This window comes from Kitasatospora sp. NPDC092039 (genome assembly GCF_044756065.1).
GTDB lineage: Bacteria > Actinomycetota > Actinomycetes > Streptomycetales > Streptomycetaceae > Kitasatospora.
In genome coordinates this window covers 1-13,078 of sequence record NZ_JBIVSD010000042.1, presented here as the reverse complement: position 1 = coordinate 13,078, position 13,078 = coordinate 1, and the positions used below count along the sequence as shown (strand labels likewise).

The following is a 13,078-nucleotide window of genomic DNA, read 5'->3' as shown; positions in this document are numbered from 1 at the left end:
CAGCGCGGCGGCGTCCGGCAGTTCCGGCACCGGCACCCCGACCGGCCGGAAGACGACGTTCCAGGTGCCGCCTACGGCGTCACCGTGCGTGGTTGCTGGCCCGGGGCTGCGCCCCGGGGCCCGGCTACGCCGGGCGGGGCGGGCGGGTGGCGGGGACAAATTCGCCGGTGGCGAATTGGCTTGCCGGGTATGGCCCCTGGCGGGGCCTCAACCGAGTGGGCGGTCGGCGTCAAAGCGGCACGGGCCTGCGGCCCGCCTTGGGCCCGTTCCGGCCTGCGGCCGGGAGCGTTGACGATGTGGCGTGAATTTCCGGTAGAGGGGCCTCCCCTGACGGGGCTCCCGAGCAGCGTTCACGATGTCGCGCGAATTACCGGTGGGAGGGCCGTCCCTGGCGGGACGGCAGACTACTGCTGGCATTACATTCGCGATATCCCGCGAATTTCCGGTATAAGCCTATCGGGCCCAATTCCAGGCCCGGGCGCAGCGTCGGGCCTGGAGGTGTTCTGCGGGCCCTGTGGCGGCCCGTCGGACGGCCTGCCTCCTCCGGGAGGAGATGGGGGCCGGGCGGCGCCCTGACGGGCTCCGCAGCGGGCCGGGAGTGGCAGTAGGACGGTAGGCAGGCGCCTCCTGCCGAGGCGCGGCGGGCACTCCCGCGGGCGGGCGCCCTGCGACAGGCATGGCGGGCACTCCCGACCGGGCAGCGAACCCGCCCCAGGCCCGCACCGCCACGTCCTCTACAGACCGCACCCATAGCCCTGGCCCGCAGAGGGCAGCACCGCACCGTCGGCGGGACGGGAACAGCCGCGGGCCGCAACACACAGCCCGGCGCCAGACCCGCGGCGATCCGGACGGGGTATCGACACGGAACTGGACGCAGCACCCAGCCACCCGAACCGCAGCCCGGGAGCGCGTGGGCGGGCGGGGGCCAGGCGGAGGTGGGCTGGGTGGCCTGCGGCCCAGGGGCGACAGCCCACACCCCCAGGGCCGTCTCCCCGTCCGACGTACGCCCGGCACTGCTCAGCCGAAGCCGGCACTCCGCGGAACAGCAGGAGGATGTCCTCTGCTGGGCCGGGAGCGGCGTGCAGGGGTGGCCGGCTGGACTCGGAACGGAGCAGCGGCGGAGTGACGGGGCAGCTCCCTACCCGGTCGAGTCTCAGCATCTGGTTGGCGGCGGACACCAATGTCGCTGGCGTCAGGGAGGATTCGGGCTCTGTCCGGCAGGAGAGACCGGAAGCAACCTGCCGAGTCATCGATCTGGAGTTGTCTTCTGATGCCCCGTCCACTCACGCCCCATACTGTCCAGCGTCTCGCCTTCATCCGGTTCCTCCACCAGCAGGGAGTGGAACAATCCCGCCAGCCTCAGGTCATGGCTGCCACATCTGTCCTCTCCTTCCATGATGCTGTGGAACTTTTCCTCATCCTTTGCGCCGAGCATCTCGATGTGGGCGGAAAGACACAGATGAACTTCGTTGATTTCTGGGGGAAGCTCGGCGATAAAATGCCAAACGGAACGGAGCTTCCCGGCAAGAAGGCCATGGAACGCATGAACAAGATACGCGTCAATCTGAAGCACAATGGGGTAATTCCATCAGCCGAATCGATCGATCAGGTGCGCGCAGACGTGTACACGTTTTTCACGGATGCGACGCCTCTTGTCTTCGGAGGGGAGTTCTCGAGCATAGATATGGCGGACCTGCTGACCGATACCGCCACAATCGACCTGCTTCGGGCAGCCCAGGAATACGCAGACCGAGGCGACTTCCCTGCCGCAATGGCCGGTTTGAAGCTTGCGTTCATTGCAATGCTGGACCGCTATGCTAAATCGAACTTCCCGGGAGCCCCCGGCCCATTCTCTTTCGGAAATGACGTCGGACGATTCAGCGATTCCGTTTTCCCATTGGGGAGTCCCCGATTCCTGAGCCATGACGCAACTTCCAGAGCCATTCGGGAAGCAACGACGGATCTCAGGGAGCGTCTCAACAAGACAGCAGGGCAGGTGGGCGGACTGACAGAGGTGACCCGGCGCCTGCAGCTCGCCCTGCGCGTCACCAGCCTCGGAATCGACTATGCGCGTTACACGCAGTTCGAAATCCTCACCCCACAGGTCGATTTCTATTATGCGGGAGGCCCGTCATTCACAGTGGACCCTGTCCAGAAAAGTCATGGCCTTGACCAATTCCGCTGGGCTCGGCTCTTCGTCATCGAGTCCTCTCTCCAGGCCGCAAAAGCAGAAGCCGCATTGCAGCAGCTAGCGAAGTACGATGGAATATTCAACGTCGCAATGAACTCGGAGCACCGTCGCTGGACCCTTCCCGAAGATGTTTCAAAATCGGACGAGAGTTCGAATGATGGCTGAGGCGCACTGAGCACCTTGCCCGTTCAATGTCGCTACGCTCCGCATCCGGCGTGCGACGCCAGGCGCGACCATTGATGTGGTTGGACCAATCTGGATCTGCGGCCATTTATGGCACCCAGGGCACCAAAGGTCGCATGAGGGCCAGGCGGGGGAGCGGCAAGGGGCGGGGCTGGGCGCAGCCGGGCACCATCACCCGACCCTCCTGGTCCTCGCACGGGCGGCCTGCGGCCGCGAAGGGGTGCAGGCCTGGCGGCCGGACCGGGACCGGAGGCCTGACGGCCCGGCAGGGGGCTGGTGACGGGCCCGGGTGCCTGTGCTCCGGGCGGTGGTACCGGGGCCGGGGCCGGGGCTGGGTGGTGGTGGCCTACGGCCTCCGGGGCTGATATCACCCGACGAAGCAGCCCCACCCGCCCCCGCTCGGTGGCCGGCCACCCGGCATCAGCACGGCGGCCTGTCCGAGCGGCAGGGGGCTGGCGGCGGGCAGCGGGCTGAGCTCCAACGGGCCAGGGGCGCTGGCCGGCCTAGAGCCTGGGCAAGTCTCAGCGTCGGGTCGTGTACATGTGGAGGATGTCACCGATAGGTTCTTCTGTGCCATCCGGGTTCTTCTGAATGCCGGGAGCGGTGTTGAAGCGCAGCGTGGGCCCGCGTCTGCTCAGCTGGACCCTGTCGAGTGCGGCGTGGCGCTCCGGGTGGCCGACGACGATCTGCTCGCAGCTGTCCGCGAGGTCCTGGTTGCAGCTGATCACTCGGCTGATCTTGATTTCTTCCGTGGATGCTCCGGGTCGGCCTGGGACGAGCACCAACTGGGTGGTGGGACTGACGGGGAACCGGATCTCGTGGGCACCTTCCAGGCCGAACCCCCGGTAGGCATCGTCCGGGGTTTCTGGTCGCCAGAGGACAAGAGGCGCGTCGGAGGTGAGGAAGGCCGGTTTGCGGCTGATCTCGAGTCGCCAGTGCTGAGCCCGGAAGTACGGAATGCACACGTCGACCGAGCTGAACGGGAGCATGACCGCTTCGTCGCGCGTGGGGTCGCTGCCGCCGTTCATACTCCGCATGCCGTGGTAGTAGTCCAAGGCCCCCTGGGCCTCGGCTGCCCGCGGGGGGTGACCAAGATGGATGCGTGTGAGGTACTCGGTTATCAGGGACAGGTCGACCTCCCGCCCGTTCGCGTAGGCGGTGACCTTGCGCCCGAAGAGCGATCCCGTCCGCTTTCGCGGGGTGCGGGTCATCTGAACGGCCAGGTAGAGGCACAACAGTTCTCGGTCGTCGCTGCCGACGGCCGGGGGTGTGCCCGCCTTGTCCAGTCGGCGCAGGACTTCGATGCTCTGGGTCTCCAGGCGGCTGAGCTCGTGCTCGATGACCGCGGAGGGCCTGCCGTTCTCGTCGGTGACCGTGTAGAAGCCGGTCTCGGCTGCGATGTTCTTGACGTTGGTGATGTGAGTCTTGGGCGGGTACCGGCGCCTGACCTTGACCTTGCCGTCGCGTCCGAATCGTGCCAGGTATGCCTGCGGTACGTAGTGGTGGAGCTTCGGATCAGACACATCGCCCAGCGTAGGCGGCCCGTCCTCCCACTCCCACAGTTTTTCCTCGGCTGGGGCCGACAGCAGCGGAGCCGGCAGGAGGCGGGCGAGTGTGGGGCACTCGCTGGTGACGGATCATCACGCCCGGACAGCTGCCGCGGGCTCCGGTCCTGGCTGGCCGGTGCGTCCCAACGCCGGGTCGGCCCGGTACTGCTGATGAGTTCACCAGGTGACGTGGCAGGAGCGAGCCGCGTCAGCGATCAGCGGGTCCATGGCGTCCATCGCGTCGGCGAGCATCACGAGGGCGTCCGAGACGACGCGATGGTGGTGTCCCTCGTCGTTCTCAGCGTCCGTGTTCACCACGTGATCGTCTGCGCCGCCGAGGTCCAGTGTCACCACGCCATCCCCTATGGTGGCGATCCCGGTGCGCGGCGAGGTGTGGCTCAGGGACTGAGGGCGATGCCGGTGGTAGTACCCGCCCCGGCTCTGCTCCAGCGCCTTGAAACGGGAGTCGCTCTGCAGATCGGTCAGGCACTGGACGAGGGCGGTCAGTTGCGTGGAGTGGGCGGCTGCCGCGACCAGCGTCACCGACCAGAACTTGCCGCCGGGCGCGAAGGTGAGCCAGGCATCCTTGTTCTCGTGCTCACCCGGCGGAAAGCCCTTGCCGCGCTTCCCCCACCCCGAGGCGTTGACCACGGCCGCTGCCTCAGGGTCCAGTAGCAGGACCCTGAGGACGGTGTTCGCCAGGGCGTGGGCGGCCGCCAGGAGGAAGTGCGCGCACGCCTCGCACAGGCCTCGGACGGCCATCCGGTGATGCCTCCCGACCCACGGGACCTCGGGCTCCTCCACCGGAAGGGCCAACCAGCGCTGAGCGTCCTGCTCCGCCGCGTACGCCAGCACCAACTGCTCCCCGATGCTGCCCATCAGACCGTGCAGCTCCACCACCCGGTTCACCGCGTCGGCGCGCTCCGCGGCGGTCGACCCCCGCAGGCTGGCGAGCGAAACGAACCCGACCATGTCACCCCGTGCGCTTCGCTTCTGCCAGGAACCGGCGACCCGGACGATCCCCTCCCGGCGGTCCGCGGGCTCCGGAAGCGAGCCGTCGGGATTACGCGGGGAGAAAGTCGAAAGCGACAAGGCCGACGTCCACAGCTCAGTCATACCCCGCACCGTACCGCCCGCCGTCCCGACCTCCCATCTTTTTCACCGCATCCGGCCGCCAGCGCGCGGTGGGGAGACTTGTGGCCGCCGCCTGGTTCCGTCGCGATGGGATCGTGACGGATCATCACCAGCCGTCGGAGCGTGTGTGTGTCGGGCCCCGCTGCGGCCGCCCGCTTCCGGCGCAGGTCCGGGAACTGCTGGAGACGCTCGACCCGGCGCTACCCGCCGAGGTACCCGTCCGCCTGGAGAAGATGGACGGCGAGCAGCTCACCCTCACCGTCCGGCACGCCCAGACCGTAGCCGAGCACCAGGCCCTCGGTGTAGAGGAGCTCCCGTCGGGCCCCGCCCGGCCGGGAGAGCCGACCACCCCCCGTCACCGGAAACCGCCCACCCTGAGCACCACCCGAACGACGCCCGACCACCCATCCTGATTGGTCCACCGGAAAGCAATAACGGCCCCCAAACCGCCGTGAGGTCACACACCGGACCGAGCCGGAACCGGGAAGCCTGCACCCGACCGGGGCGAGACCGGGCGATGGCGGAGCCGGACCGGACGGGTCAGGACAGCCGGGGCAGAACGGGGCAGGGCAGGTTCCGTGACAAGCAGCTCGTCACACGCCCCCAGCGCCCCGACCGACAGACACCCGGTACGGGGCCACCCGGGCCGGCACTACCCCGGACAGAACAGGGCTGGCCGACCGAGCGGGGTAGGCCGGGACGACGGGGCGAACCGGAGCGGGGCCGGGGGCTCCTCGAAGCAAAACGGTGCCCCGGACTCCTGAAGTCCAGAAGTCCGGGGCACCGAGATCTACGAGGTCAGGCTGCTCTCGGCCGCGGGATCCACGCTGGTTGGCCGGGTACGGCCGGCAACCTGACGTTGTCCAGCGGGTCAAGGGCCCGCCCCGCACGCCCCTCGCAACGGCGCAGCGCCGCTGGGGTGGTCGAGGTCGGCATGGTGATCAGCGCCAGGTGGGTCCACGTCGTTTCCCGCTCGGGATGCTCCCCGAAATGCTCGCGGAGCCGGGCAGCGATGGCCGGTCCCGTACGGTGGACGCTACCGACGTACCGGACCACACGCTCGGCGGTGCAGGGCAGGTAGACGCCCGTACGAACGTTCGACCAGCGTCCGTTGCGCGTCACCTCGGCGATCGGCACGATGAGCGGCCTGGTGATGCCGCGCACGATACCGCTGGCGGCAGACTCCAGGTGCATCAGCGCATCCAGGTGGTCGGCGATGTCGAGGGTGAGCTCGACCGGCCGACGACCGGCCGAGTCGCTCACAGGTCGGCTCCGTCGGTGTCGGCCTCGCCGTAGGAGAGGTCGGGGCTGGAGGCCTCACCGAAGATCTCGTGGCGCATCTCCCAGTTGCGCAGGAGCTTGACGGCGGCCTCCAGCTCGCCCACGCTCGTGCCGTGCGGGTCCTTCCAGCCCCGCTGCTGGATGACGGTGGCCGCCGCGCCGTCGTCGCGGCGCCCCATCATCTTCTCCAGGCGGGCGGAGACGGCAGCTACCTCGTAGCGCAGGTTGTCGCCGTCCATGGCGAGCTTCGCGGACGCGGTCGCGTCCGCGATCGGGTCGTCGGGGGTGAGCGCGAGTGCCCGGAGGGCCGTGGCGGTCATCGTCTCCTCGGGCTGCGGAGGCGTGTCCCGGTCGCCGGCGCTCTCGTCCTTCTCCAGACGCCGCACGGGGTGGCCGCGGCGCCCGTCGAAGACGGCCTGGGCGAGCTGCTCCAGGCCCTGCTGGGTGGTGGAGAGGGAGGCCAGCAGCTGGCCGGGCTCCTGGGCTTCGCCCTTCTTCGCGTTCAGCTCGCTGCGCTCCAGCAGGACGGTGTCACCGGTGCCGCAGGTGAGGTAGTACGCCCCGCGCAGCGCGATCTGCTGGGTGGCGGGGCCCATCAGAGGGATGTCCGGGTTGCCCCGGGACTTCTGACGCCTGGCCTCGGCGAGCTCCTCCCTGGCGTCGATGAGGATCTTGTCGACGGGCCTGGTGTCGACTCCCATGCCGCGCAGGCCCTTGGTGGTCAGGGCCCGCTCCAGGGCGGACTGGCGGCCGGCGTGACCGGGGACCGCGCGGGCGATGACCGCGGCGGCCAGGAAGCTGCGGGCCCGGGTCCGGTCGCGTCCGATCACGCCGCGGGTGCGCAGCGCGGCGGTGATGACCCGGTCGCCGGGGCTGTCCGGGTCCAGGAGGAGGGTGGCGGCGGCGAGGGCAGCGATGTCGTCGCGGTACGCGGTGTGGGCGGGGATCTCGGTGGGGGCGTCGAACCAGCGCCGGGTCTCGGCGGCGTCCGTTCCGGGGTGGGTCTTCAGGTGTCCCTTGGCCTGGAGGCTGTCGAGGGCGGCCGCGGCGCGGATCTGCCAGGCGGTGTCGGAGCTGAACGGGGTGGGCTGCTCGATGTGGTGCTGCGCGACGATGCGGCGCCGGGCCTCGACGAGGGTGACGTCCCTGACGTTGAGGACGATCTTGGTGCTGGGCATGACCGCGCGCACGAGCGTGTCCCGTTCGCGCTGGGTGATCGGTGCGGGCGTGGGAGCGGTGATCTTGCCGGCGATGGCGAGGAGGTTGGCGCGGTGCCGCTGGAGGGGGTGGTTGCGCAGCTCGGCGGAGTTGGCGGGGACCTGCTCCAGGGCGGCGAGGACCTTCTCCGTGGTCATGCCCTCCTTCTCCTGGATGAAGTACGTGCGTCCGTAGCAGTCGCCGGTCTCCAGGCCGGCGATCGGCACGCGGCCGGGGAACTTCAGCAGGAAGGCGAACAGCGTGCCGCCGACGCGGATGCCGTGGTCGAGGATGTCCTTCTTGTACTTGTTCTTGAGCTCGACCTCGGTGTTGATCAGCTCGAGCTGGTTGAAGAAGAAGGTCGGGGCCGACTCCTTGTCCAGGCCGAGCCGGGGGTCGTCCAGGTCGAGCATGCACGCGGCGGTGCGGCCCTCGGTGTGCTGGGTGTAGCGGGGCATCCTGAATCCGCCGGCCCATCGCTGCTCGTCCATGCGGAGGTTCTCGGGGGCCCGCACGAGGCCCGCCACCAGGACGTCGGTGTAGATGGCCTCGGCGATGACGCCGGGCGCCAGCAGCTCGAGGCGGCGCCGCTTGAGCTGCTCCAGCATGTGCTGGGGGTTCGCGGCCAGCAGCGGGGTGGTGGAGGCCACCTCCGGGGGGAACCCGGCAGTGATCAGGGCCTCGCGCAGGGCCTTGTACTGCGCCCACGACAGGGGCGCGATTTGGGCGGCGCGGAGGAGCAGTTCGGCGGCGTCGGCGACAGCATCATCGGACGTGGGGTTCTGGTTCACCGTTGGCTTCCCGGTTTCGGGCGTGCGGGTCGAGCACGCCAGCGAGGCGTGCGATCAACGCACCGGCAGCGGTGTGCCGTGGGCGTTCCCAACATCGCGGTCCCGGGATCGGGCCGGTCAGCCGGAGCGCGCGCGGGCCCAGCCCAAGGGTTCGGCAGCCACGGCAAGGCCGTGCGGTACTCGTCACCACGTGAACACGATTCACACGGCGGCGCCCAAGAGGTTCCCGGCGAACTATCGCCAGCAGCAACATTTGTAACAGAGATTCAGCCCGTTACGCACACCGCCAGCTCAGCGGCGCAATCAGGCCCCAGGTGTGCCCGCACCCTGGTCCTGCTGCTCGGCGATGGCGGTGGGCAGAGCGTCTAGGAGGGCGGCCTGTTGGACCGTCAGCTTCTCCTCGGCGCGGGCCCCCGCCTGCTTGCGCAGCCAGGTGCCGGGGCGGAACGTCGGGTCGTCGCCAAGGCCGGTGCGGTTGGCCGGGCCGTCGAGGGTTCCGCCGGCGGCGAGGTAGGCGAGCAGGCGGCGATACGAGCGGTTCCAGTCCGGCTCCAGGCGCCACAGCTCGTCCAGCGCGTCCAGCTTCGCGACCTGCTCGGCGGTGAGGCCCGCGGCCTTGCGCTGGCGGCGCATCCACGCGCCCGCCGCGTAGTCGTCCAGCTTCGCGGTCGCCGGGATCGCCAGGTGGCCGTGCTGGTGGTGGAACGCGGCGGCATACGCGAAGCCGCGCTCCCAGGCATTGGCGTTCTTCGACCAGATCATCCGAGCGCGTCCAGCTCCGAGACCCGGGCCGCATCCAGCAGGCCCTGGCCGTAGAGGTGGCGCTGGCGGGTGAGCCAGGAGATCAGTTCGCCGTGCTTCGCCTTGTCGGTGGGGTCGAGGTGGCCGTGCTGCAGGTGGAACACGGCGGCGACCGCGTGCATCCGCTGCCACTCGACCGCGCGCGGGTTGAAAGCCCGCAGCTTCACCGTCTGCAGGATCCTCGCCGCGTGCTGCTTCGCGTTGATCCGCAGCCACTCGATCGGCGACTCCACCGGAGCCGGCTGCTGCTCGCCCTCCCCGGCCTCGGCCGCCTCGCCCTCGGCCGGCTGGGCCGCGGTGGTGTGCGCGGTGCCCTGGGCTCGGGAGGCGCGCAGCTCGGTGATCCGGCCGACCACCCGGGCGTCGTGCGCCGCCAGGGCGCGCAGAACCCGCCAGATCGTGCGGAACGAGCTGGCCTCGATCTCGGCGTCGGCCTCGGCCTTCACGGCCTCGCCGGCGTCGTGGACCTCGGACGGGTCCGCGGTGGCGGTGTCGTCGCCGACCTCCGGGGTCGGCAGGTAGACCGGGATGATGACCCAGGCGCGCAACTCGCCGCCCGCGCCAGCCTCGTCGAAACCGGCGCCTTACCCGCCCGCCTCGGCACCCGCCGCCCGTTCACCGACCTCGTCACCGACCTCGAAGCAGCCCTCGACCTCAAACGGCACCGGGCCGGCACCCTGCCCCGCCACGCCCCCTACCTCCACCAGCGCACCGCCGGGCGTATCGGCAGCCTCGCCCGCCTCATCCGCGAAGCCGCCCTGGCCGCGATCCTCGACGGCACCGAAACGCATCACCAAAACCACCCTCGACGGTGTGCGCCTGGACCACCAAGCCGAAAGCCACCCCACAACCCGGCCCCGCAGGCAGGCCCGGTAAAGACAGGAACACCGGCCACCGAGACCGGCTGAGAAACCCTCAACAACAGTGAGAACACCGCCCCGGACAGCCGGGGCCAGCCCGGCCCGCACCCGACATGAGCCGAGAAAATCCCAAGATCAATGAGAACAGCCCGCCAACGAGCACCCGGACAGCCCCCACGACACCCCACCTGACCAGGTGAAACAGCCCTGACCAGCCAAAACGTGGAAGCAGCCATTACGACACTCCACGCCCATCAACACCGGCCACCACACTCACAAAACCCGCGATACCCCCAGCCCACACACCACCACCCAAGCCCACCCACCCCCACACACCCGTTCTCACCCAACCCACAAAACCCCAGCCCACACACCACACCACACCTCAACTACACCCCCCTCAAACCTCATCACCGCACGGCTTCCTGCTATCGACCGTTGGAGCCGTAGTTCTGGAGAAATGCCGGGGCGACCAGGCGCTGAGTGCGAAGCGATGTCTGCAGGTCGTGTGCGAGGTCGGGATGCCGATCGGGCCAGTTGGGAGCATGAGCGATGAACTCCCGGCTGTTGAACACCGTGAAGCGGTTGATGGCCGCGGCGTCCAGCTGGACGCAGTCCCCAGCGTCCCGAGAAATGATGAGGGCGAGGTCGTCACCGAGCGGCACCGTCGCGCGCCGGAAGTTGTGCAGTCCCACCTGCACACCATGGTCGAAGAGCTTCGGTGGGATATGGGGCGGCGGCTCGCCGACGATGCCGGAGAAGCAGAGCAGGTTGTCGCCGACCAGGAGGCCACCGTTTCTCGGGCGGTAGCACGACCAATGCACGTCCGCGCCTGCGAGGAGCACGGCAACCAAGGAGTTCCAACGATCCTTGAAGGGGGCGTCATCGTCGTCGCGTAGGCACCATGGATGGATGACATACGCCAGTATGAGCGTCAGAAGGCCGGTCTGGATCTCGTTGGCGGACAGGTCGCTGTCCTTGGATCTGACGCGCTCGGACAACAGATGCATCAGGAAGCGGCTGCGCTGGTACTGCAGGGCCAACAACCACGCGACGGGGCGCCTGATGTCGTGGGGCACCTCGCGCTGACGGCCGCGCGCAAGTTCTTTGACTGCGGCGGCGGCCTCTTCTTCGATGGATGCCATTGCTGCCTCCATCGACGAGTGATCGGGCTCTCTGTTCGGCCAGTACAGCGAGTGCCCGTAGTTGCGATGCCCAACGTTCACAACAGCAGAGGTGAACTGGCGCTCATTCATGTACTGATGAACAACGAGCTTGCCGTCCGGACCAGCAAATCGCTCCAGTATGAACTGCGGAACGAAGTGGTGCTTCTTGGGATGCGCCGGCATGCCACGACTGTAGTGGCCGGGGCGCGGTTGAATCGAGGGATTCTTGTGGCTGTTGGCCTCAGAGCCTCGGTGATGTCGCGCCCCCAAGGCCGGCGTCCACCGTCGCGCATGGCGCTGTCGGTGCGGTCGAGCGCGTAGAGGAGGCAGCGACGTGGATGGGCGAGATCACCACCCCGGGGCGGCTCACTTGGTGCTACTCGACGGCGTGGTTCACCTGGATCCGGAGACAGCCGTGCTGCACTGACATGCCACCGCATGCGAGCGGCCGGGCATCGACGTCAGCGACCCCGGTGGGCGCCGGAGGAATCCGCCCTGTCTCTGGCGCTGCGGCCGGGCGGGGGGCTCCGACCGGACTGGCCGGAGCCCCCCCCCCGAGACGCCTACACCGGGGCCGGCACTTCTTGGACTGCCTCGTCCGTTCCGGTGCCGCTCTTGCGGTAGGTACCGGGAAGGCGCAGCGTCGCCAGGCCCATGCTGTGGGCTCGCAGCCGCATGCCGTAGTCGTCGGTCAGGACCCGGGTGCCAGCGCCCGGGACGAGTCCGGTGAAGTCGGCCGCGCAGCGGAGGATCTCCAGGTCTGGTTCGATGCGACGATGGCCTGGCGGGTCGAGGCGGACCTCCAGGGTGACGCCCTCTCGCAGCTTCACCGCTTCCCCGGGGGCGGCGCCTTCGAACTTGCGCTCCAGGTAGCGGATCGCGGTGGCGGCCTTGCGGGCCAAGGCGCCGTCCCCGTACTTCTGCCGGTCCAACTCGTCGACCACCACCAGGGGGACGAGCAGGCGGACGCGCTTGCCGTCCAGCCCCTCCTCGACGAGCAGGGCCTTCCAGTCGATGTTCTCCGGCTGCTGCCAGTGGTTGAGCATGTTGGTGTCGTAGACGATCGGCACGCCCGGCCGCTCGACGTAGGACCGCAGGGCCTCCAGCTGCCGCTGTGCGTCCTCGATGGTGGCGATCTGCCGCTTGACCTCCAGCACCAAGGTGCCGTGGAGGTCGGGCGAGCGCCCGGTTTCGACGAGCTGCCAGTAGTGGCCGGCGAACAGCCCGTCCCCAAGACTCGGCTCGGCGATGGCCTGAGCGAGGCGGTCGTGGGTGTCGGTAACCGTCTGAAGGTACCGGTCGATCAGGCGCTGCTGGTCGTTGTAGAGGTTCTGCCACTTTTGCAGGGCGAAGGCGAGGTCGGCCTGCGCGATGTCGAGGGTGTAGCCGGGTCGGATTCGCATGCGCTGGATCCTGGCAGGCGTGCACCCGGGGCTGCCAGGGATACCGGCCCTCCTGGTGGCTGCTCACGCCGCGCAGTTCAGGCGTGACGGTCCGCTGTTTGATGCCGTGCAGGGTGCCGACCGTCACCCAGATCTCCTGGGGCTCGCCAGGTGCGGCGGCCAGGTCGACGAAGGCCTCCAGGGGCCAGGCCCCGGCCGCGCCCGCGCTGTCGGCCGTCACCAGCCCGCAGGACCCTGTCCCGGAGCCGGCTCCGGGACCTGCCGGACGGCCTGCGGGTCGTAGAGGTACCAGCCCCAGTCGTCGAAGTCCGGCCCCCAGCGCCTCGATCTCCTCCTGCTGGCCGAGACAGCGGCCGGACAGAGCGGCCGGCGGCCGAGCGGCGGGAGCGGGAAGCGGCGGCCAGGACGGGCGGGACGGCCGCGGCAGCCGGACGGAACGGGACGACGGACGGGCGGCGGCCGGGCGGCGGCCCTACGAAGGCATGCAACTCGGCTTGAACCGCAGCTTGCGCGCTGTGCGGGAC

The 13,078-nt window shown here is 69.2% G+C and carries 11 protein-coding genes; 1 reads left to right on the top strand and 10 read right to left on the bottom strand.

The annotated features are described in order from the left end of the window. The first annotated feature begins 1,366 nt into the window (after positions 1-1,366). Positions 1,367-2,356, top strand: coding sequence for a hypothetical protein (locus ACIQI7_RS38540; RefSeq protein WP_401119430.1), 990 nt, complete (start codon positions 1,367-1,369; stop codon positions 2,354-2,356). A gap of 539 nt (positions 2,357-2,895) precedes the next feature. Here ACIQI7_RS38540 and ACIQI7_RS38535 read toward each other — a convergent pair. From ACIQI7_RS38535 to ACIQI7_RS38490, 10 genes are all read right to left on the bottom strand, one after another. Further along, positions 2,896-3,897 (bottom strand): DUF4238 domain-containing protein, encoded by a 1,002-nt coding sequence (locus ACIQI7_RS38535; RefSeq protein ID WP_401119427.1) that lies wholly within the window; start codon positions 3,895-3,897, stop codon positions 2,896-2,898. Positions 3,898-4,098: 201 nt separating this feature from the next. Then, positions 4,099-5,037 (bottom strand): hypothetical protein, encoded by a 939-nt coding sequence (locus ACIQI7_RS38530; protein ID WP_401119424.1) that lies wholly within the window; start codon positions 5,035-5,037, stop codon positions 4,099-4,101. Positions 5,038-5,255: 218 nt separating this feature from the next. After that, complete coding sequence (locus tag ACIQI7_RS38525) at positions 5,256-5,414, bottom strand: hypothetical protein (protein WP_401119421.1); 159 nt, start codon at positions 5,412-5,414, stop codon at positions 5,256-5,258. Between the two features lie 439 nt (positions 5,415-5,853). Further along, complete coding sequence (locus ACIQI7_RS38520; protein WP_401119418.1) at positions 5,854-6,318, bottom strand: hypothetical protein; 465 nt, start codon at positions 6,316-6,318, stop codon at positions 5,854-5,856. Next, positions 6,315-8,324 (bottom strand): hypothetical protein, encoded by a 2,010-nt coding sequence (locus ACIQI7_RS38515; protein ID WP_401119415.1) that lies wholly within the window; start codon positions 8,322-8,324, stop codon positions 6,315-6,317. Before ACIQI7_RS38515 ends, ACIQI7_RS38520 begins: the two co-directional genes overlap by 4 nt. A 303-nt stretch (positions 8,325-8,627) precedes the next feature. Then, a complete protein-coding gene (locus ACIQI7_RS38510; RefSeq protein ID WP_401119412.1) occupies positions 8,628-9,086 on the bottom strand; it encodes a helicase associated domain-containing protein in 459 nt (152 codons plus the stop codon). Further along, complete coding sequence (locus ACIQI7_RS38505; protein ID WP_401119409.1) at positions 9,083-9,673, bottom strand: helicase associated domain-containing protein; 591 nt, start codon at positions 9,671-9,673, stop codon at positions 9,083-9,085. The genes ACIQI7_RS38510 and ACIQI7_RS38505 overlap by 4 nt, the downstream gene beginning before the upstream one ends. Positions 9,674-9,709: 36 nt before the next feature. Next, positions 9,710-9,919 carry a hypothetical protein gene (locus ACIQI7_RS38500; RefSeq protein ID WP_401119406.1) on the bottom strand — a complete coding sequence of 70 codons (210 nt, stop codon included), beginning with the start codon at positions 9,917-9,919 and terminating at the stop codon, positions 9,710-9,712. 494 nt (positions 9,920-10,413) lie between these two features. Further along, positions 10,414-11,334, bottom strand: coding sequence for a DUF4238 domain-containing protein (locus tag ACIQI7_RS38495; protein ID WP_401119404.1), 921 nt, complete (start codon positions 11,332-11,334; stop codon positions 10,414-10,416). Positions 11,335-11,714: 380 nt separating this feature from the next. Continuing rightward, positions 11,715-12,554, bottom strand: coding sequence for a PIN domain-containing protein (locus ACIQI7_RS38490; RefSeq protein ID WP_401119401.1), 840 nt, complete (start codon positions 12,552-12,554; stop codon positions 11,715-11,717). Positions 12,555-13,078 lie beyond the last annotated feature (524 nt).